The organism is Synechococcus sp. H55.2 (genome assembly GCF_047462495.1).
Classification (GTDB): domain Bacteria; phylum Cyanobacteriota; class Cyanobacteriia; order Thermostichales; family Thermostichaceae; genus Thermostichus.
The window spans coordinates 2,999-22,841 of sequence record NZ_JANSJH010000033.1 but is presented as its reverse complement, the minus strand read 5'-3'; the positions used below and the strand labels follow the sequence as shown (position 1 = coordinate 22,841).

Genomic DNA, 19,843 nt, shown 5'->3' with positions numbered 1-19,843 from the left:
CACCCCCAGCCCCTCTCCCAGAGGGAGAGGGGGGATGGGGCTCAAAAGTGCTGGAAGGCGTGCTGGCGGCTGAGGGGTTGTCCGTCACTCAACCACACCGTTCCCTGCGGATCCCAGCCGGTTACTTCCCCAATCCAGGTCGCCCCCGGCAACTGTTCCAGAAGGCGCTGGGCCAGCGCGGGCTCGGCGCTGAGCAACAGCTCAAAATCTTCCCCGCCGTAGAGCGCCCACTCCAGGGCTTGGCCCGGAAAAACATGTTGCAAAGCCGCCGAAATCGGGATCCGCTCCGCCTCGATCCGCGCCTCCACCCCACTGGTCTGGCACACCTGCACCAGAGCATCTGCCAAGCCATCGCTGGTGTCCATGCCGGCCAGGCGCAAAGGATCCGGGATCCCTTCCAAAAGGGGTAATAGATCCAAGCGCGGGCGCGGATATTGGTGCGCCCTGATTAACTGCTCTCGCTCGGCTGCCGCGGCTGAGGATCCCTGTTCGGGATGGAGCAGCAGCTCCAGGCCGGCCCGCGCGTCGCCATGGGGCCCTGTTACGATCAGCCAATCGCCCGGCTGGGCCCGTTTGCGCTCAATAGCCCGCCCCGGCTGTACCGATCCCAGAGCCGTGATCGCCACAAACCGCTGCGGCGACCGACACAGATCCCCCCCTACCAATTCCGCTCCCCAAGGGGCACAACAGGCTTGCATCCCTCGATAGAGCTCCTCCACCCAAGCCACCGGCGTGGATCCCGGCAGGCCCAGGCCCACCAGCAAAGCCAGGGGACGGGATCCCATCGCCGCCAGATCCGAGAGATTGGCCGCCACCGCGCGCCAGCCCACTGCATGGGCCGGGGTGGTTAAGTCGCTGAAGTGAACCCCCTCCACCAAGACATCGGTGGTCACCACCAACTGCCCCTTGGGAGCGGCCAACACTGCCGCGTCATCCCCCACCACCTGGTCAGGGCAGTAGCGCTGTACGATCTGCAACAGCCCTGCCTCGCCAATTGCTGAGATCTCCAGGGGAAAGGGATCGCTGCTTTGCTGAGGAGAGCTGTGAGAAAGACCGGAAAACAAAGGCACCTTTTGCGGACAAACAAAGCGGAAAGAGAGATCTGGATATCAGGATCCAATAGTGCCATGGGCAAGCCGGAGAACTTTATTCTGCCGCTCGCTGTCCAATCAAGGCATAGAAGGGATCCCCGCCTCCTCCTGCCAACAAGCTCAGCCAACCCATGGGGGCAGGCCGCTGGATGGCCTCGACAATCTCGAACCCCGGCACCGACTTAAAATAGCGCTTGACCAGCTCCACCCGCTCTGCTTCCGAGCTGTCCCGCCAAGCCTGAATCGCCTTCTGGAAAAACATGCGGTTGGAGAAGCTGACAATGAAAAGGCCCTGGGGCTTGAGGATGCGGTGCACCTCGGCAAACACCTCTTCCGGCTGCTGCAGGTATTGCACCGAAACCGTATTCAGCACCGCATCGAAGGATTGATCTGGGAAGGGCAGAATTGGGTTTTGGTTCAAGTTCTGGATGAAGAAGTGATGGAGCCGGGGGTTGGCCGCCAGTTCCTCGGCATTCATCCCATGCCCCTCCACATGGGCAAAATCCATCTCCGGCGGCAGATGAGAAACCCAACTGCTCATCAGATCGAGAATGCGGGTCTGGGGCCGCAAATACCGGCGGTACAGGTCGGTGAGCTGGCCGATAAAGCCGGCATCCACGTGGGTTACAAAGCGGGGATAGTCATAAAAGAAGGCATCGTCGCTGGGATCCAACTTGGAGCGCTGCCAATCTTCAAGAACCGCCATGACAAAAATCCTTTGCAAAGCTTAATCAAAGCTAACACTTTGGAACCCTCAGAAAGGGGGCGGGCGTGATAGCGTAGCAGGGCGACGGTGGCAATTTTGCGAGGGACTTCTTGCCGTGATGTCTGCGTCTTACGCTTCTTCGACAGCTCGCTCCTCTTCTGCCGCTGGCTTTGGCCTGCGCGACTATGTAACCGAGCTGCAGCTCCACATGGCCCTGCAAGCCCGCAGCCTCACCCCGTCTCTGGACGTTTCCCCAGCTCAGGACAGCCCCCAGGCCCTGGTGCAGCAGGCGCAAGCGGAGCTGGAGAAGTCCGTCTCCCGCCAGTGGCTTTGAGGGGCACAGCCTGAGCAGAGGTGCTCAAGCCAAACTCTTGCGCAGCACCCCCTGCACCAGCAGAACCGACACCACCACAAACCCCGTCAATAGGCCCAGGGATCCCGCCAGGGTGAGGTCGCCCCAGGGGGCCTGCAGTACCACATCGGCAAAGCTCCAATGGCTGCTGCGGTAAACATGTCGAATCGGCTCGATGGCAAAGGTGAGCGGGTTGAGGCTGGCCACCCAGCGCAGCCAGGTGGGCATAAAGCTGAGGGGAGCCAAAGCCGTGCTGGAAAAGATCAGTGGCAGATTCACCAAAAAGATAAAGGCCAGCAACTGCTGGTGCCCCGGCATAGCAAAGGCCAGGCCTAAGCTCAGGGCTGTAAAGCCCAAGACCAACAGGCCCACGATCAGGGCCACCACCGCCAAGCCCCGCCCGTCCGGGATCCCGGCTCCGAGGGCATAGTCTGCCCCCACGATCACCGCCGTCTGCAGCAGCGCCAAACTGACGATGAACAGGCTAGAGGCCAGCACAATGGAAAAGCGAGAGGTGAGGGGAGCCACCAACAATCGGTTTAAAAATCCAAATTCCCGGTCGAAAATCACCGGCACGCCGGCATTCAAGGCCCCGCCGAAGGCCGTAAACACGATCACCCCTGCCCCCAAAAACTGGGTGTAGTTTTGTCCGGCCCCGAAAATGCCGGCAGGGGCATTCTGGAACAAGGCCCCGAACAAAATCAACCAGAGCAGCGGCTGGATGATGCCGACCAGCAGGGTTGTGGGGCGACGCTGCAGTTGGATAAACAAGCGGCGGGCGAGGGCAAAGGTCTCCTGCCAAAAGTCGGCTGTAAATAGAGGAATTGGGTTGGATGGGGTTGGGGAAGCAGCAGAGGTCATACCAAGGCTCCTGCAAAGTTTTGAATGAGGTAGGGATCGGGAATCAGGGAAAAACTACTTCTTTTTGCCCAGGTTGGCTTCGGCGGCAGCCAGCTCCGCATCCAGGAGCGTTTGCCCGGTTGCCGCCAAATACACGTCATCCAAGCTGGGACGGGATTGGGTGCTGCTGAAGATCTCCAGCCCGTGGGCCTCGAGCTGGGCGCGGATCTGGCTGAGGGGATCCTCCCCATTGCGCTGCACCACGAGGTTGAGGGCGTTGCCCTGGGCGCTGTTGATCACCACTTTTTGGACAAAGGGCAGGGATCCCAGCAGTTCGGCCCCCCGCTGGGCCAGTTCTGGCGGCGCAAACTCCTGCAGCTTGAGGGTGATGCGCTCGCCGCCGACGCGGGCTTTTAGCTCTTCTGGGGTGCCTTCGGCAATTACCTTGCCGCGGTCGATGATGGCCACCCGGTCGGCCAACAGGTCGACCTCCTCCAGGTAATGGCTGCTGAGCACCACCGTAACGCCGGTGTTTTTAAGTTGGCGCAGAAAGTCCCAGATGGCCAGCCGGCTGGGGATATCCAGGCCCACCGTGGGCTCGTCCAAAACCAGCACCTGCGGCTGGTGCAGCAGTCCTGCCGCCAGATCTAGGCGTTTGCGCAAGCCGCCAGAGTAGGTGCCGATGCGTTGGTCGGCCCGGTCGGCCAGCCCCAGCAATTCCAGGACAGCGGCGATCCGCTCTTGGGCCAAGGGGCGAGGCAGGTGGTAGAGATCGGCCTGCAACTGCAACAATTCTCGCCCCGTCAGCACCTTATCCAAGGCCACCTCCTGGGCAACAAAGCCCAGCTTTTCCCGTACCGCCTTGGGATTTTGGTTGACCGGGATCCCGCACACCTCGATCCGACCTGCGTCAGGGCGCAGCAGGGTGCACAGGCAGTGCAGAGTGGTGGTTTTGCCGGCGCCGTTGGGGCCGAGAAGGCCGTAGATCTGGCCGGGCTCTACTTGGAAGGAGACATCTGCCACGGCCACTGTGGAGCCGTAGCGCTTCTGGAGTTGTTCTACCAAGACTGCAGGGGTATCTGACATGGGCATCCACCTTTCGCTCCTTCTAGGCTATCAAGCCGCTCAGGAGAAAGGGGGGGCGCCCCCTCTCGGCAGCTCTGTAGCCGCCGACTCCCTGGGATGGTGGGATCCAGACCGAGGCTCAGGATATAGTGGTTCAGGCGACGCTGAGGGGCTGCAGGTGGATTTTCGCCGATTTCCCGCTCAGCCCGCTCGCGCCGAACGGTCGCCAATGTCTGTTGTGGGGAGGAGATGAATGTTGAAACCAGAGCTCGCCCGCTGGCCTGCGCATCCCACCTGTGCGGGCCCGACTTCCCCTCTTCAATCTCTCATCCAAAATCTCATCAAACCTAAACTGGGATCTTTTGCAGCTTGGGCGATCTTGGCGCTCGGCCTGGTCGGCTGCGGCGAGGCGACAACTCCGCTTAGCCCGCTGGAAAATGCCTTTTTGCGAGCTGACGACTTTGAAATTACAGGGGGATCCCCGACAGCAGGCGGGGTGGGGCCCTACCTTCAGTTCAACCTGCGGCGGCAGCGGGACAACCAGATCTTGAATCGCCCCTTCAACGTCTATGTGGAAAATGCGGGGCTGGCGGAAGGGCGACCTCCTCTGGTCGATAACCAAAACCGCCCCATCCTTCTCCAACGCTCGGTGGCTTTTTTGGGCAACGGCCTGGACTTGAACAGGGATGGCCAGCCGGATCCGCCTCCCAGAGAACCTCCCAGCCTCGACAGTAGCCCGCTGCTGCCCTATGCGCCGCCCAACAACTGGCAAAGCCGCGCCGTCCTCGCCTACGTCCCCCGCCAGGCCAACATCCCCGGACGGGGCCCCGGCGACCGCTTTGGCCTCTACTTCTCCTCCATCCTGCCCTACAGGGGGCAACTTCGCTTCCGCGCCCGCGACGAGCTGGGCAACGCTCCCGCCCGCATCTTTGAGGTTACTTATCCCCCGGCACCCAGCCGGGCCAACGTCACCGTCACCTTGGCCAACGTTAGCGCCAGCGCCCAAGAACCGGTGCTCATCGCCATCTGTAACCAGTTGGGGGCTGCTGCCGTGGTGGGCCTGCGGAGCGGCACCTTTACCGAGCTGGTGGATCTTTTGCCGGCCCCCAGCTTGCCGGTGGATCCCAGCTTGAGCGAGCCCATCCGCTACGTGGCCGAAGCCTATCAGTTCAACCGCGAGCGAGCCGTTATCCGCGTCTCCCAGAATGCTGCGGATCCCAGCCGCATGAGCGTTCCCCTCTTGGGATCCGAGGGCACAACCGGCAGGGCAGACTTGACGATGGTGAACTCCACCGCTGATCGGCTCACCTGCTTTAACGACCGGCTCTCCGATCTGCGCAATACATTTTCTGACTTCTTCAGATAACAATTAAGCCACAGCTTTCCACCTGCCGGTTTGCAGCAAGCGGAGCCAGTAAAAGCTGGAATGTACGGCCTGGCTTTCCCAGATCGTCCAAAGTCTGCTGAAGAAGCTAGCCGAAAAAGCTCGAAAAATCTGTTCATGGCAAGCTTTTTTGGCTTTCCTGGCTTATTCGATTGCCCTATTGGCAAAATCTAGCCCTGACTTGGGCCTAACCCCTTTTCCTGTCGGATTGGATTGCGATATGCTGGTTTTCCAACTCTAAAATGTGATCGACTCCGAGCTGTTTTTCTGCCCATGAATCCCCATCGCTCCCAGGCTTCGGTTCCTATCCTGCAGGAAAACTGGCACTTTCAAGAGCGGGATGCCTGCGGCGTTGGGTTCCTGGTGGATCGCCAGGGGAGGGCCAGCCACGAGCTGCTGCAAAAAACCCTCCAAGCTCTCACCTGCATGGAGCACCGGGGCGGCTGCGGCGGGGACAGCCAAAGCGGCGATGGAGCCGGCATTACCACGGCCATTCCCTGGGCGCTGCTGCAGGCAGAGAGGGAGGAGATCCGAGCTTGGGATCCCCGCCGCAGTGCTGTGGGCATGGTGTTCTTGCCCCCGGATCCCGCCGAGTGCCAAGCAGTGCGGCAGCTCATCGACGACTACTTGGCCACCACGGAGTGGGGACGGCCCCTCTGGCGCCGGGTGCCGGTCAATCCGGAGTGCCTGGGGCCAATGGCGCGACAAACCCTGCCTTCTATCTGGCAAATGCTCCTCACCCATCCCAGGCTGGAGGGGGATGAGCTGGAGCGACAGCTCTATTTGCTGCGGCGGCGCCTGCGGCGGCAGGTGGAAAGCCGATTCGGCTTTTACTCCATCTATTTTGCTTCCCTCTCCTGCCGGCTCATCGTCTACAAAGGCATGGTGCAGTCAGCCGTGTTGGGCCAGTTTTACCGCGATCTGCACAACCCCCTCTACACCACCGCCTACGCCACCTACCACCGCCGCTTCAGCACCAACACCCTGCCCCGCTGGTCGCTGGCCCAGCCCTTCCGCTACCTCTGCCACAACGGCGAGATCAACACCTACCTGGGCAATGTCAACTGGATGGCTGCCCGCGAGCCCTCTTTGGCCCATCCCCTCTGGGGCGAGGCCATCGAAGAGCTCAAACCCGTCATCGATCCCGGCACCAGCGACTCGGCAGGCTTGGATGCGGTCTTCGAGCTCTTGATCGCGTCGGGCTACTCCAGTCAGCAGGCGATGATGGCGCTGATCCCGGAAGCCTACCGCCACCAGCCGGAGCTGCAAGATCACCCGGAAGTGGTGGACTTCTACGAGTTTTTCGCCGGCCTGCAGGAAGCGTGGGACGGGCCGGCGATGGTGGTCTTCTGCGACGGCAAAACCATTGGCGCCACTCTAGATCGCAATGGCCTGCGCCCGGCCCGCTACGCCCTCAGCCGCGATGGGTTGCTGGTGGTGGCTTCAGAAGCCGGGGTGGTTCCCCTGCCGGAAGCCGAGATCCTAGAAAAGGGGCGGCTGGGACCAGGGCAGATGCTGACGGTGGATCTGCAAAGTGGCCGGCTCTACAAAAACTGGGAGATCAAAGCTCGGGTGGCGGCCCAACACCCTTATGGGGAATGGCTCAAGACCTGCCGCGTCCAGCTGGCCAGCCAAGACTTTGAGGTTGCCCCGCAGCTTGCGGAGGAGCAGTTGCTGCAGGTTCAAACCGCCTGCGGCTACTCCTCGGAAGATGTGGAGATGATCATCGAGGAGATGGCGGCCACAGGCAAGGAGCCGGTTTTCAGCATGGGGGACGACGCGCCGCTGGCGGTGTTCTCCACCCAGCCCCACCCCCTTTACGACTACTTCAAGCAGCGCTTTGCCCAGGTCACCAACCCGGCCATCGATCCCCTGCGGGAAAGCTTGGTGATGTCTTTGGAGGTGTACCTGGGATCCAAAGGCAACCTGCTGGAGATCCGTCCGGAGCATGCTCGCCTGCTGCACCTACGCAGCCCGGTGCTCAACGAGGCGGAGCTAGCTGCCCTGCAGCGGACGCCTTTCTCTTGCCGGACGCTGCCCATCCTCTACCCGGTAGCCGCTGGGCCAGAAGGGCTGGCCGCTCAGGTGCGAGCCCTGTGCCAAAAGGCGGCGCAGGCAGTGCGGGAGGGGGCCGAGATCTTGATCCTTTCGGATCGCGGTCTCAGTGCTGAGCAAGCCTTGATCCCGCCCCTGCTGGCCGTGGGTGCTGTCCACCATCACCTCATCCAGGAGGGGCTGCGCCTACGCGCTTCTCTGGTGGTGGAGACCGCCCAATGCTGGAGTACCCACCACTTTGCCTGCCTGATCGGCTATGGGGCCAGCGCCGTCTGCCCCTACCTGGCCTACGAGGCGGTGCGGCAGTGGTGGCACAAGCCCAAGACGCAAACCCAAATGGCCGCCGGCAAGCTGCCCCAGCTCTCTCTGGCCGAAGCCCAACTGAAGTACCGCACGGCCATCGAGGCGGGCTTGCTCAAGATCCTCTCCAAGATGGGCATTTCTCTGCTCTCCAGCTACCACGGGGCGCAGATCTTCGAGGCCATCGGCCTCAGCCAAGAGGTGATCGAGCTGGCCTTCCGCGGCACGGTGTCGCGGGTCGGGGGGATGACGCTGGCAGATCTGGCCCGCGAGGGCATGGCCAACCACTGCCGCGCCTTCCCCGAGCTGAGCGCGAAAAAATTGGAGAACTTTGGCTTTATCCAAGCGCGGCCCAAGGGGGAGTACCACATCAACAGCCCGGAGATGGCCAAGCTGCTGCACAAGGCCATCGCCTCAGGACAGCCCGACCACTACGAGATCTACCGGGCCCATCTGCGCCACCGCCCCCCCACAGCCCTGCGGGATCTGCTGGACTTTCGCAGCGACCGGGATCCCATTCCCCTAGAAGAGGTAGAGCCGGCCACCGAGATCTTCAAGCGCTTTGCCACGGGGGGAATGTCGCTAGGGGCCCTCAGCCGCGAGGCCCACGAGACCCTAGCCATTGCCATGAACCGCATTGGCGGCAAGTCCAACTCCGGCGAAGGTGGAGAAGATCCGGAGCGCTACATCCCCATCACCGATGTGACGCCGGAGGGCACCTCGGCGCGCTTCCCCCACCTGAAGGGCCTGCGCATGGGGGACAACGCCAGCTCGGCAGTGAAGCAGGTGGCTTCGGGCCGCTTTGGCGTGACGCCAGAGTACCTGCTCAACGCGCGGCAAATCGAGATCAAAATTGCCCAGGGAGCCAAGCCGGGCGAGGGCGGACAACTGCCGGGCAAAAAGGTCAGCCCCTACATTGCCAAGCTGCGCCGCTCCAAGCCGGGGGTGACCTTGATCTCGCCGCCGCCCCACCACGACATCTACTCGATTGAGGATCTGGCCCAGTTGATCTTCGACCTGCACCAGGTCAACCCGCAGGCGCAGGTGTCGGTGAAGCTGGTGGCGGAGGTGGGCATCGGCACCGTGGCGGCGGGGGTGGCCAAGGCCAATGCCGACATCATCCAGATCTCCGGCCACGAGGGGGGCACGGGGGCTTCTCCTTTGAGCTCGATCAAACACGCGGGGGCGCCCTGGGAGCTGGGCCTGGTGGAAGTGCATCACGCCCTTTTGGAAAACGGACTGCGGCAGCGGGTGATTCTGCGGGTGGACGGCGGCATTCGCACCGGCTGGGAAGTGGTGATGGCGGCCATGCTGGGGGCGGAAGAGTTTGGCTTCGGGACAGTGGCCATGATTGCCGAGGGGTGCATCATGGCGCGGGTCTGCCACACCAACAACTGCCCGGTGGGGGTGACCAGCCAGAAAGAGGAGCTGCGCAAGCGCTTCCCCGGCACTCCTGACCAGGTAGTAACTTTCTTTACCTTTGTGGCCGAGGAGGTGCGCCAAGTCCTAGCCCAACTGGGCTACCGCTCCTTGGAGGAGGTGATCGGCCGGGTGGATCTGCTCTGCCCCCGTACCGACGCGGCTCTGGAGAAAACCCAGTCCCTCAACTTGGACTATCTGCTGCGGACTCCCCCCGGCTTCGCTCCCCACCAGCGGCCCGAGTGGATAGACCATGAGCTGGTGCATGGCAACGGCCCGGTGCTGGACGAGGCAATCCTGGCGCGGCCCGAGGTGCAAAAGGCCATCGAGACCTGCGACACAGCTACAGTGGAGCTCCCCATCGCCAACACGGATCGCTGCGTGGGCGGACGCATTGCCGGCACCCTGGCCCGGCTGTATGGGGATACCGGCTTTGCCCGACAAGGGGGGCTACTGGATCTGCGCTTTGTGGGCAGCGCCGGCCAGAGCTTTGGGGCCTTTACCTTGGCGGGCATGCGCCTGACCCTGACGGGGGAAGCCAACGACTACGTGGGTAAGAGCATGTGTGGCGGTGAAATTGTCATTCTGGCTCCCCCAGAAGCTCCGCGGGATCCAGCAGAAAACGTCATCCTAGGCAACACCTGTCTGTACGGGGCCACCGGCGGATCCCTGTTTGCCAACGGCCAGGCGGGAGAGCGCTTTGCCGTGCGCAACTCCGGCGCTCAGGCGGTAATCGAGGGATCCGGCGACCACTGCTGCGAATACATGACCGGCGGCGTGGTGGTGGTGCTGGGGCGGGTGGGCCGCAACCTGGGGGCGGGCATGACCGGCGGCCTGGCCTACGTGCTGGACGAGGAGGGCAATTTCCCCGCCAAGGTCAACGGCGAGATCGTGCGCATCCAGCGGATACAGACGGCGGCGGCGGAAGCGCAACTGAAGGGCCTGATCCAGGAGCACTACCGCCGCACCCATTCCCCCAAAGCCGAGCGCATCCTGCAGAACTGGGAGCGCTACTTGCCCCTGTTTTGGCAGGTGATCCCGCCTTCGGAGGAGGGGAGTGAGCTGACGGATCCGGCGCGATCCCAGCCGGTGGCGCTGCCGTCGTAGGGGATCCGGGGCCTGTCGGTAACACTTCTTATCCCCTCGACGGCCAAAGAGGCTGGTAAACTGCGAGTGTATCCTGGCCTTTTCATCCTGTAACCCCTATGAGTTCCACTTTGCAAGCTGCCCAAACCCAGGCGCGAGTGCCCACTGAGACCATCCTGACACCGCGCTTCTACACCACCGACTTCGAGGCCATCGGCAAGATGGGGTTAGGCGATCGAGAGGCCGACTTCCGGGCCATCCTGGAGGAGTTTCGCGCCGACTACAACCGCCACCACTTTGTCCGCGGCGAGGAGTTCAACCAAGACTGGGAAAGCCGGCTTGATCCGGAGGCGCGGCGGCTGTTTGTGGAGTTTTTGGAGCGCTCCTGCACGGCGGAGTTCTCTGGCTTCCTGCTCTACAAGGAGCTATCTCGCAAGCTGAAGGAGACCAACCCGGTTTTGGCTGAGTGCTTTGCCCTGATGAGCCGCGACGAGGCCCGCCACGCCGGCTTCCTCAACCGCGCCATGGGCGACTTTAACTTGGCCTTGGACCTGAGCTTTTTGACCAAGCACAAGTCCTACACCTATTTCGCGCCCCGCTTCATCTTCTACGCCACCTATCTCTCCGAGAAGATCGGCTACTGGCGCTACATCCTTATCTACCGCCACCTCGAAGCTCACCCCGAAGACCGCATCTACCCCATCTTCAACTTCTTCAAGAACTGGTGCCAGGACGAGAACCGCCACGGCGATTTCTTTGCCCTCATGCTCCTGAGCCAGCCGCGGCTGCTCAAGGGATGGGTGGCGGAGCTGTGGTGCCGCTTCTTCCTGCTGTCGGTGTTTGCCACCATGTACCTCAACGACGTGGGCGAGCGCCCGGATTTCTACCGTCTCATCGGCCTGGATCCCCATACCTACGACATGGAGGTGATCTACAAGACCAACCGCGAGGCGGCCAAGGTCTTCCCGGTGGTGCTGGATGTGGAGAACCCGGAGTTTGTGCGCCGGCTGCAGAAGTGCGTGGCCAACAACGCCAAGTTGAGGGAGATTGCCCGCGGATCTGGCCCCTTCAAGGGCCTGCGCAAGCTGCCCCTTTACCTCAACAACGCCTACCAGTTCCTGCGGCTGTTCCTGCTCAAACCGCGCAAAGCTGGCTTTTACTTGTGGGAGCAGCCGGAGCCTCGTTTTGAAGAAGCGCCTGTTTCTGCTTGAGCGGCTCTTGATTCCAGCTCAGTATCGGTAAGCCTCGTAGGTCAGCCATGAACATCGCCGCCGAGATTACGCCCCTCTTTTTGTTGGGAACGCTGGCGTTTTTGGGTTGGGGTTTCTGGCGAGCCCGCCGGCGGGGATCCCTGGCCGTCTGGGTGTGGTTCCAGGGATCCCTGCTCCTTTTGCCGTGGGTGGTCTTCCTGGGGCTGCTGCTGTTTGGGGTTTACCTCAGCTTTGCTGGCTTCCTGCTGCTATTGCTGGTGTTCACGGGGCTCTACATTGCCGTGGGGCGCAAAACCCGCCAGTTGGCCCAGCAGGAGCTGCAGGCGCGGCGGCAGCAGTTGGCCCAGATGGAGGAGCGGCAGGAAATCCCCTCGGAAGGGGCTGGGGAGACGCCTGTCGAGCAACCTTTGGTCTTGCGGGGCATCTCTGCGGAAGATTTGCAGGCGATTCAATCCATCTTCGGTCTGGACACCTTCTTCGTCACCGAGACCATCCCCTATGGGGAGGGGGCGATCTTCAAGGGCAACCTGCGCGGCGAGGCAGAGGTGGTGGTGCCCCTGCTGACAGAAAAGCTGAACGAGCGGCTGGGCAGCCGCTACCAACTGTTTTTGGTGGAAGATGCCTCGGAAAAGCCGGCGGTGGTGGTCTTGCCGGATGAGATCGTCAACTACCGCGCCTCGACAGGGGCACAGATCCTGGCTGCGGGCCTAATGATAGCTAGCTTTCTGGCCACTTTGGAGGTGGGGGCAAATCTGTTGGGCTTTCGGCTGTTGGAGGCGCCGGGGCGCTGGGTGGAGGCCCTGCCGGTGGCGGCGGGGATCTTTGCCATTTTGCTGGTGCACGAGACCGGACACCGCTGGATGGCCGGCAAGTACGGCGTACGCCTCAGCCCAGCTTTTGTTATTCCCAGTTTGGGGATCGGCACGCTGGGATCCCTAAACCGCATCCAGTCGCCGGTGCCCAACCGCAAGGCCCTGTTTGACATTGCCTTTGCCGGCCCGGCGGCGGGGGGTCTCCTTTCCTTGGTGGTGCTGCTGGTTGGCCTGAAGCTCTCCGGCTCCGGTGGCCTATACGTGCCCACGGAGATCTTCCGTAGTTCCATCCTGGTGGGCACGCTGGCGCGGCTGGTGCTGGGATCCCAGTTGCAGGCGGAGCTGGTGCCCATTCACCCCTTCGTGGCCGTGGGCTGGATTGGCCTGGCCATCACCGCCTTGAGCCTTTTGCCGGCAGGGCAGTTGGACGGCGGGCGGATCGTGCAGGCGGTGTACGGGCGCAAGACGGCGGCACGTGCCACAGTGATTACCCTGATTGCCCTGGCGGTGGCGGCCATCAGTAACGTTTTGGCTCTCTACTGGGCGCTGCTGATTCTCTTTATTGCCCGCGAGCCGGAGCGTCCGCCGCAGGATGAGATTACCGAGACCGACGGCCAACGGGATGCCTTGGCGCTGCTGGCCCTCTTTTTGATGGTGATGACCCTGCTGCCCATTGCCCCGGCCTTGGCGGGCTTCCTCAACCTCCCCAACGGCTAAAGTCTGGGAAGCTTGATGTCGCCGCCGGGAAAGGGCTTTGGTCCCAGCCGAGATAATAGAGAGAAGCACCTGCAGCGCCTGCTGCTTCAGGCTGTCCACCATCACCAGGCGGGGCAACTGCAGGAGGCCATCTCCCTCTACCAACAGGTGTTGCAAGCCCAGCCCGCCCACCCGGAGGCGCTGCACCTCTTGGGGGTCTGTCGGCAGCAGCAGGGATCCCTGGAAGAAGCCATTGCCCTGATGCAGCAGGCCTTGGCGCAGCAGCCGTGGTTTCCCGACGCCCACTTGAATTTGGGCATTGTTCTCAAGCAGGCGGGGCGGCTGGGGGAGGCAAAAGCCCACCTCCAGCAGGCCTTGGAGCAGGGGGGACCGGATCCGGAAGTTCTGTACCAGTTGGGACTGGTGCTGCGGCAGCAGGGGGAGTTGGAGGCGGCCCTGGTGCCGCTGAGGCAGGCTCTGGAGTTGCAGCCAGACTTTGCCGATGCCGCCTATACGCTGGCCATCCTGTTGCGGGATTGTGGCCGGGAGGAGGAAGCTGCCGAGCTGTTCTACCGCCTCTGGCAAGCCGATCCGGCCGATTTGGCGGCGGCCCTGGGCTGGTGTGTCAGCCAGTTGCCCCTGCTCTACGACACCTCTGAGCAGATCCCAGTTGCCCGGGAGCGCTACCGCCAGGCCCTGGAAAAGGTCAGGGCCCGCTGGGCACAACTGCCGCGGGATCCCAAAACCCTGGAGCGGGCGGCTGCTGGTGTTGGCTCCGTCCAACCCTTCTTTTTGCCCTACCAGGGCCAGAACGACCGCGAGCTGCAGCACCTGTACGGATCCCTGGTGGGGGAGGTGATGGCGGCCCGCCACCCCCAGCCCCCCGTTCTCCTGCGGCGCCGTCCTGGGCGGCTGCGGGTGGGCATCGTCTCCGGCCTGTTCCGGGATCACTCTGTTTGGAAGATCCTGACCCACGGCTGGGTAGAAGCTTTGGATCGCTCCCAAGTGGCCCTCTACGGCTTCCACACCTCGGCCGTCCAAGACGAGATTACGCGCTCCCTGCCACCGCGTTTTGAGCAGTTTATAGCCGGATCCCGCAGCTTGGCGGAGTGGCAGGCGATCATTCGAGAGGCGCAACTGGACGTGCTCCTCTACCCGGAAGTGGGCATCGATCCCGTCTGCGCCCAGTTGGCCGCCTTGCGTTTGGCCCCTGTGCAGGCCATGGCCTGGGGACATCCGCAAACCTCTGGCCTGCCGACGCTGGACGTTTTCATCAGCAGCGAACTGATGGAGCCGTCGGATGGGACCGGCCACTACACCGAGCAGCTCCTGCCCCTGCCCGGCATCGGCACCTACTACATTCCTCTGGCTATTGACCCCGCCCCTGTGGACTGGCCAGCCTGGGGTATGGATCCCGATAGGGTGCTCTACCTCTGCGCCCAATCTCTGTTTAAGTACCTGCCCCTGTACGACGAGGTCTTCCCCCGCATTGCTCGGGAGGTGGGGCGGTGTCAATTCCTGTTTTTGCGGGGCCGCCTCTCCCAAGGGATCCGCCAGCGCTTTTGGCAACGGCTGCAGCGGGCCTTCCGCGCCTACGGCCTGGCCGCGGAAGACTATGTGCTGCTGCTGCCGGAACTCTCCCCCGCCCAATATGCCGCCTACAACGCCCTGGGAGATGTTTACCTGGACAGCATTGGCTGGTCTGGCGGCAACACCACCCTGGAAGCCCTGCCCCACGGGCTGCCCATCGTCACGCTGCCGGGATCCCTGATGCGGGGTCGCCACACCTACGCCATTCTGCAGCAGATGGGGATCCACGCAACCATCGCCTCTAACCTAGATGAGTATGTCCAGATTGCCGTGCGGCTGGGCCTGGATGACCGCTGGCGCGAACAGATGGGCCAGCAGGTAAAAGCCCGCCAGGAGCGCGTCTACCGGGATCCGGCCCCCATCCGCGCCCTGGAAGCCTGGTTGCAAAGCTTATAGGTGTGAGAAATCACAGTCGTTTCAAACAAGATTGAGACGCCCTCACCCCCAGCCCCTCTCCTTTGTGGGAGAGGGGAGCTAGAGATCAACCAGCAAGCTATTCCATAACTGCTTGCTATAAAAAAGGGATAGAGCGGCAAGGGATCTACATGGCCGGTTAGGAGCGCAGCGCCCGCACAAAGGCCACCCAACCCAGGCTGAGATAGCGCTCCAGGTGCAACCCCACCTGCTGAAAGTGCTCACGCAACTGGGTTTCTGAGAAAAACCGAAGGCCGCTTGCTTCCAACCACCGCTGCACCATCTGCCCCCATCCCTGCACCTGCTGGCTGTGCATCGAGACAAACACCCCTCCCGGTTGCAAAACACGGGCAACTTCCCGCAGACAGGGATGCAAAGGCACTTCGTTCAGGGTGGCGCCGCTGATCACCGCCCCAAACGTTCCAGAGGCGAGGGGAAGCTGTTCGGCTCGGGCCCGCACCAGGCTGTAGCGCTGCCAGTGGGGCTGCGCCTGTTGGGCTGCCTCGGCCAATACCCCTGCCGCATTGTCCAAGCCGATCACCGTCCGCTGCGGATCCCTGGCCAGGAGCAAGCGGCTCCAGTACCCCCCTGCCGTGCCCAAGTCCAAGACGGGATCCGCCTCGCCCACCAGTTCCGCCAGCAATTGGCCTTCCCGCTCGCTGCCGAAGCTCTCTCCCGACAACAGCGACAGTGCCCAAGGCCGCCAGAGGCGATCGTAGCCCCAGGCAAACCCGGGCAGATGGGCAATGGCCTGAGCGGGAGTGAGCGGCCAGTCCGGCAAGGTGGCCAAAAAATCCACCGCTCCAAAGGCGGTGATGGGGTAAATTTGCCCGCAACTGGGACAGTAAACCCGATCCGCCGCGGATCCCGGCTCACGTCCCGGTGACAGGTTCAGCCCGTCTTGACCACAGCTCAGGCAGCGGTAGAGGTGAACCGGCAAAGCAGAGAGCATGAGACAGCCCAACGCAACCCACAACCCGCAAGGCAAAGAGGGCAGCCGCCGGGACCCAACCCCCAACAACCGCCCTCCCAAGTTAATCCATGCAACACCCCAGACCAACCATCTAGAGAGGATCCCTCAGATCAACTTTGGACTGGGCAAGCCGACCTTCTCTGGGATGGGCACATACTCTGAGACAATCGCCCGGAACTCGTCCCCATCCAACGTCTCCCGCTCTACCAAAGTATCGGCCAGGCGATCCAGCAGAACGCGGTGTTCCAACAAAATTTGCTTGGCTTTCTGGTAGCAGCTCTCCAGGATCTGCCGCACCTGGCGGTCGATCTTGGCGGCCACGTCCTCGGAGTACTCGACGCGGTTCATCCAGCCGCCGCCCAAGAATACCTCGTTGTTGGGCGGATCCAACATCAGCGGCCCCAGCTCGGACATGCCAAAGCGGGTCACCATCTGCCGCACCAGATTCGTGTTCTGCTGCAGGTCGTTGCTGGCTCCGGTGGTCACTTCCGAGTAGCCGAAAACGATCTCCTCAGCCGCCCGACCGCCAAAGCCCACAACCACCCGATCCAACAGCCAAGCGCGGCTGTACATGCCGGAGTCGATCTGCTCTTCGTTAGGCAGTTGCTGGGCAAAGCCACCCGCGCCGCCGGAACGAGGAATAATCGTCACCTTGTTCAAGGGATCCGCATGGGGCAGCAGCGTCATCAGCAGAGCATGGCCGCACTCGTGGTAAGCGATCAGGCGCTTGCTCTTGCCGTCCAATAGCGGCGGCTTGGTCAGGCCGATGGTGATGCGGTCGATGGCATCGTCGATGTCTTGGTTGGTGATGGCCATGCGCTGACGGCGGGCCGCCAAAATGGCTGCCTCATTGAGCAGGTTGGCCAGATCCGCACCAGCAAAGCCGGGAGTGCGGCGGGCAATGGCCTCCAGGCTGACCTCTTCTGCCAACTTTTTGTTGCGGGCATGCACGCGCAAGATCTCGTAGCGCCCCTTAAAGGTGGGCCGATCCACCGTAACCTGGCGGTCAAACCGCCCCGGACGCAGGAGAGCCGCATCCAACACATCCGGGCGGTTGGTGGCCGCAATCACGATGATGCCGGTGTTGCCCTCAAAGCCGTCCATCTCCGTGAGCAACTGGTTCAGGGTTTGCTCGCGTTCGTCGTTGCCACCGCCGATGCCGGCCCCCCGCTGTCGGCCCACCGCGTCGATCTCGTCGATGAAGATGATACAGGGAGCATTCTCCTTGGCCTTCTTGAAGAGATCCCGCACGCGAGAGGCCCCCACCCCGACAAACATCTCCACAAACTCAGAGCCGGAAAGGCTGAAAAAGGGCACCCCTGCCTCGCCAGCAATGGCTTTGGCCAAGAGGGTTTTACCCGTCCCCGGCGGCCCCACCAGCAACACGCCTTTGGGGATCTTGGCCCCCACCGCGGTGAAGCGCTCCGGCTTCTTCAGAAAGGTAACCACCTCTTGCAGCTCTTCTTTGGCCTCTTCGATCCCGGCCACATCGTCGAACTTAACACCGGTTTTGGCTTCCATCTGGAAGCGGGCCCGCGACTTGCCGAAGTTCATCGCCTGCCCGGGGCCGCCCGCTCCCCCACCGGCGCGCCGCAGGAACAAGAACAGCCCCCCCAACAGCAGCACCGGGATGATCAGGTTGCCCAAAATCGCCCAGAAGGCGCTGCCGTCGCGGGTGGGCACCACGGCCACCTCGATCCCCTGCTCGGTGAGGCGATCCACCAGTTGCGGCACGGTGTTGGGCAGCAGGTTCACTCGGTAGCGGGTGGAATGCTGTGTCTGCGGATCGACAGCTGTAACTTCGGCAACCAGGTTGTTGTCCGTGAGGCGCACATCGGTAACCCGCCCCTCCTCGACGTAGCGCAAAAAGCGATCGTAGGTGAGGGCAGAGGCCAGGGCAGCGTGGGCAGGAACCAGACCAGATCCCTGCCAGAGACAAAGGCCCAGCACAAGGGCGATCAACCAGCGCTGGGCAGATAGAGGCTTGTTCATAAGGAAGAGGAACACCCGGTGATTAAAAGTCCTTTAACAAACTTAACCTGTCCATCCTGGAAGACACAACCCTGCCCTGGCCTCGATGAGATCTCCAACTCCAATGAACTTGAGATCTTGCTGATGGGGATCCCTGCCGGAGTGGGATGATCCCCTGCAACTAGGCCGAGCCGGAGGATCCCAGCCGATCCAGCCCATAGACCCGCCGCCACATTTGGTCGGCCAGAGCGGCGGGCAGCAGCCGCATCAGCCCCAGCGCCACCTTGCCGCCGGTGAAAGCAGTGTAGCGGTCGGAAGGGTGGGGATCCGTCATGGCTCTCAGGATCGGCTCCACCACCTTCTCCACCGGCCAGGCCATTTTGTTGAACGAGCTGGCCAGATCGGCAGTTTTGTCCAAGATCGCCTTGTAGGGGCCATTTGGGTTGACAACAGCAGCAAAGGTCTCTTCAGCCACGCGGCCAAACTCGGTGGCCACCGGCCCCGGCTCGATCAAGATAACCTTGATGCCGAAGGGGGCCACTTCCACCCGCAGGGCGTCGCTGAGGGCCTCCACGGCAAACTTAGTGGCGTTGTAAACCCCACTGAAAGGCATCGAGATCTGGCCGGCCACCGAGCTGAGGTTGAGGATGCGGCCGCTGCCTCGTTCCCGCATTTGGGGCAAGAGGGCGCGGGTGAGGGCGTGCAGGCCAAACACGTTGACCTCGAACTGGCGTCGCATCGCCGCCACATCCACCTCTTCCACCGGCCCCATCTGGCCATAGCCGGCGTTGTTCACCAGGATATCCACCCGGCCAAAGCGATCCAGAGCCTTTTGGGCCAGCGCCTCCACCTGGGCCGTATCGGCCATGTCGGTGGGCACCACCAGCGCTTCTGTCCCCTGCTTCTCCACCAAGTCCTTGACGTTTTGTAGCAGCCCCTCTCGGCGGGCCGCCAGCACCAAGCGGGCCCCGCGTTTGGCCGCTTCCAGGGCAACGGCCTCTCCAATGCCGGCAGAGGCTCCGGTGATCAGCACCACCTGATTGGCAAGTGAAGGCATGGCTTTCTTTCCTGCAAACTTTTTCCATCCTAGAAGGATTTCCGGGATCCCTGGAGAGGGGCAACCCCGCCTTTGGAGTTTCCGTATTCGGCACCCGGTATTGTGGCTATGATTAGATGAACCCGGGAAACGGCTAGGGTAGAGCTCGACGGACGAGTTCTTCTTGGGCGGGTGTCTTCGGGTGTGAAGTAGCGAGTTGCGGGTAGGATGCAGCGACTGTGAAGTACTTCCGCAGGCGAGTTGGCCGAGGTCGAGCTCCGTTGCCGGGGGCGGTTACCGAGGCTCGGTTGGCTCAATTGCTCAGGGCAGCGGAGGCTAACTTACAGGCCAACTCTGAGCTACGCCAACAGCAGCAAGAACAGCAGCGACAACTGGAGGCCGAGCGCCGCCACAGCGAAGCCCTGCGCGATGCCACGGCCGACTTGCGCACCAGCGTGATGGAGTTGCGGGAGGGGCAAGCCTTTTGGCAAAGCCAGGTGGACGAGCTGCGCTCTTGTCTGCGGGATTTGCTCAAGGAACAAAGCGAACTGGTGCAGATCATCGCCCAGCAGCAGCACATCCTGAAGGACTGTAAGGAAGTCATCCGCGCCATTCTGGAGCAAATGCGGGATGACCACCGCGACTTCCGCTCCGCCATCGGCATTTTGCTGGAGGAACTGCACCAAACCGTGCGCTGCCTGGTTCTCAAGTCGGGCGGCACCCTTCCCAAGCCTGTCCGCCACCCCGAAGCGCCGGATCCCGGCTCCCAGCCGCCTGATTCTGCCTCGCCTGGGGATGGCTCTCTGTCCTAGCAACCCAGACTTCTGCCTTCCCCGAACGCT

The 19,843-nt window shown here is 62.4% G+C and carries 14 protein-coding genes; 7 read left to right on the top strand and 7 right to left on the bottom strand.

What is annotated here, in order from left to right; genetic code table 11:
- Positions 1-41 precede the first annotated feature (41 nt).
- A complete protein-coding gene (gene thiL / locus NW844_RS05945) occupies positions 42-1,070 on the bottom strand; it encodes a thiamine-phosphate kinase (RefSeq protein WP_414334309.1) in 1,029 nt (342 codons plus the stop codon).
- A 76-nt stretch (positions 1,071-1,146) separates the two neighbouring features.
- Positions 1,147-1,797 (bottom strand): class I SAM-dependent methyltransferase, encoded by a 651-nt coding sequence (locus tag NW844_RS05940; protein ID WP_414334308.1) that lies wholly within the window; start codon positions 1,795-1,797, stop codon positions 1,147-1,149.
- 118 nt (positions 1,798-1,915) lie between these two features.
- On the opposite strand from NW844_RS05940, the gene NW844_RS05935 reads away from it, so the two are divergent.
- Positions 1,916-2,131 carry a hypothetical protein gene (locus NW844_RS05935; RefSeq protein WP_414334306.1) on the top strand — a complete coding sequence of 72 codons (216 nt, stop codon included), beginning with the start codon at positions 1,916-1,918 and terminating at the stop codon, positions 2,129-2,131.
- A 24-nt stretch (positions 2,132-2,155) separates the two neighbouring features.
- Here the strand turns inward: NW844_RS05935 and NW844_RS05930 are convergent, their stop codons facing one another.
- Both NW844_RS05930 and NW844_RS05925 read right to left on the bottom strand, forming a co-directional pair.
- Positions 2,156-3,010, bottom strand: coding sequence for an ABC transporter permease (locus NW844_RS05930; RefSeq protein WP_414334304.1), 855 nt, complete (start codon positions 3,008-3,010; stop codon positions 2,156-2,158).
- Positions 3,011-3,064: 54 nt separating this feature from the next.
- Positions 3,065-4,081 (bottom strand): ATP-binding cassette domain-containing protein, encoded by a 1,017-nt coding sequence (locus tag NW844_RS05925; RefSeq protein ID WP_414334302.1) that lies wholly within the window; start codon positions 4,079-4,081, stop codon positions 3,065-3,067.
- 352 nt (positions 4,082-4,433) lie between these two features.
- Here NW844_RS05925 and NW844_RS05920 point away from each other — a divergent pair, with 352 nt between their 5' ends.
- From NW844_RS05920 to NW844_RS05900, 5 genes are all read left to right on the top strand, one after another.
- Positions 4,434-5,420 (top strand): hypothetical protein, encoded by a 987-nt coding sequence (locus NW844_RS05920; protein WP_414334301.1) that lies wholly within the window; start codon positions 4,434-4,436, stop codon positions 5,418-5,420.
- Between the two features lie 291 nt (positions 5,421-5,711).
- Entirely contained in the window at positions 5,712-10,319 is a 4,608-nt protein-coding gene (gltB, locus tag NW844_RS05915; protein WP_414334299.1) for a glutamate synthase large subunit, read from the top strand.
- 98 nt (positions 10,320-10,417) lie between these two features.
- Positions 10,418-11,509 (top strand): magnesium-protoporphyrin IX monomethyl ester (oxidative) cyclase, encoded by a 1,092-nt coding sequence (gene acsF, locus NW844_RS05910; protein WP_414334298.1) that lies wholly within the window; start codon positions 10,418-10,420, stop codon positions 11,507-11,509.
- A gap of 47 nt (positions 11,510-11,556) precedes the next feature.
- Complete coding sequence (locus tag NW844_RS05905; protein ID WP_414334296.1) at positions 11,557-13,038, top strand: site-2 protease family protein; 1,482 nt, start codon at positions 11,557-11,559, stop codon at positions 13,036-13,038.
- Positions 13,039-13,053: 15 nt separating this feature from the next.
- Positions 13,054-15,003: a tetratricopeptide repeat protein gene (locus tag NW844_RS05900; RefSeq protein ID WP_414334295.1), complete on the top strand. Its 1,950-nt coding sequence runs from the start codon at positions 13,054-13,056 to the stop codon at positions 15,001-15,003.
- Positions 15,004-15,160: 157 nt separating this feature from the next.
- On the opposite strand, the gene NW844_RS05895 is transcribed toward NW844_RS05900, so the two are convergent.
- The 3 genes from NW844_RS05895 to NW844_RS05885 all read right to left on the bottom strand — a co-directional run bounded on the left by NW844_RS05895 (position 15,161) and on the right by NW844_RS05885 (position 19,022).
- On the bottom strand, positions 15,161-15,973 hold the full coding sequence (locus tag NW844_RS05895) for a class I SAM-dependent methyltransferase (RefSeq protein ID WP_414334294.1): 813 nt from the start codon (positions 15,971-15,973) through the stop codon (positions 15,161-15,163).
- Between the two features lie 126 nt (positions 15,974-16,099).
- Positions 16,100-17,986: an ATP-dependent zinc metalloprotease FtsH gene (ftsH, locus tag NW844_RS05890; protein ID WP_414334292.1), complete on the bottom strand. Its 1,887-nt coding sequence runs from the start codon at positions 17,984-17,986 to the stop codon at positions 16,100-16,102.
- 160 nt (positions 17,987-18,146) lie between these two features.
- The gene (locus NW844_RS05885; RefSeq protein WP_414334290.1) at positions 18,147-19,022 is read right to left on the bottom strand and encodes an SDR family NAD(P)-dependent oxidoreductase; all 876 of its coding nucleotides are present in this window, start codon (positions 19,020-19,022) and stop codon (positions 18,147-18,149) included.
- 218 nt (positions 19,023-19,240) lie between these two features.
- Between NW844_RS05885 and NW844_RS05880 the strand changes: the two genes are divergently transcribed.
- Positions 19,241-19,813 carry a hypothetical protein gene (locus NW844_RS05880; RefSeq protein WP_414334288.1) on the top strand — a complete coding sequence of 191 codons (573 nt, stop codon included), beginning with the start codon at positions 19,241-19,243 and terminating at the stop codon, positions 19,811-19,813.
- Positions 19,814-19,843 lie beyond the last annotated feature (30 nt).

Excerpts from the sequence above, each read along its gene's own strand:
- NW844_RS05940 (WP_414334308.1), bottom strand. The coding sequence starts at position 1,797 with ATGGCGGTTCTTGAAGATTGGCAGCGCTCCAAGTTGGATCCCAGCGAC.
- NW844_RS05935 (WP_414334306.1), top strand. The coding sequence starts at position 1,916 with ATGTCTGCGTCTTACGCTTCTTCGACAGCTCGCTCCTCTTCTGCCGCT.
- NW844_RS05930 (WP_414334304.1), bottom strand. The coding sequence starts at position 3,010 with ATGACCTCTGCTGCTTCCCCAACCCCATCCAACCCAATTCCTCTATTT.
- NW844_RS05925 (WP_414334302.1), bottom strand. The coding sequence starts at position 4,081 with ATGCCCATGTCAGATACCCCTGCAGTCTTGGTAGAACAACTCCAGAAG.
- gltB (WP_414334299.1), top strand. The coding sequence starts at position 5,712 with ATGAATCCCCATCGCTCCCAGGCTTCGGTTCCTATCCTGCAGGAAAAC.
- acsF (WP_414334298.1), top strand. The coding sequence starts at position 10,418 with ATGAGTTCCACTTTGCAAGCTGCCCAAACCCAGGCGCGAGTGCCCACT.
- NW844_RS05905 (WP_414334296.1), top strand. The coding sequence starts at position 11,557 with ATGAACATCGCCGCCGAGATTACGCCCCTCTTTTTGTTGGGAACGCTG.
- NW844_RS05900 (WP_414334295.1), top strand. The coding sequence starts at position 13,054 with ATGTCGCCGCCGGGAAAGGGCTTTGGTCCCAGCCGAGATAATAGAGAG.
- NW844_RS05895 (WP_414334294.1), bottom strand. The coding sequence starts at position 15,973 with ATGCTCTCTGCTTTGCCGGTTCACCTCTACCGCTGCCTGAGCTGTGGT.
- ftsH (WP_414334292.1), bottom strand. The coding sequence starts at position 17,986 with ATGAACAAGCCTCTATCTGCCCAGCGCTGGTTGATCGCCCTTGTGCTG.
- NW844_RS05885 (WP_414334290.1), bottom strand. The coding sequence starts at position 19,022 with ATGCCTTCACTTGCCAATCAGGTGGTGCTGATCACCGGAGCCTCTGCC.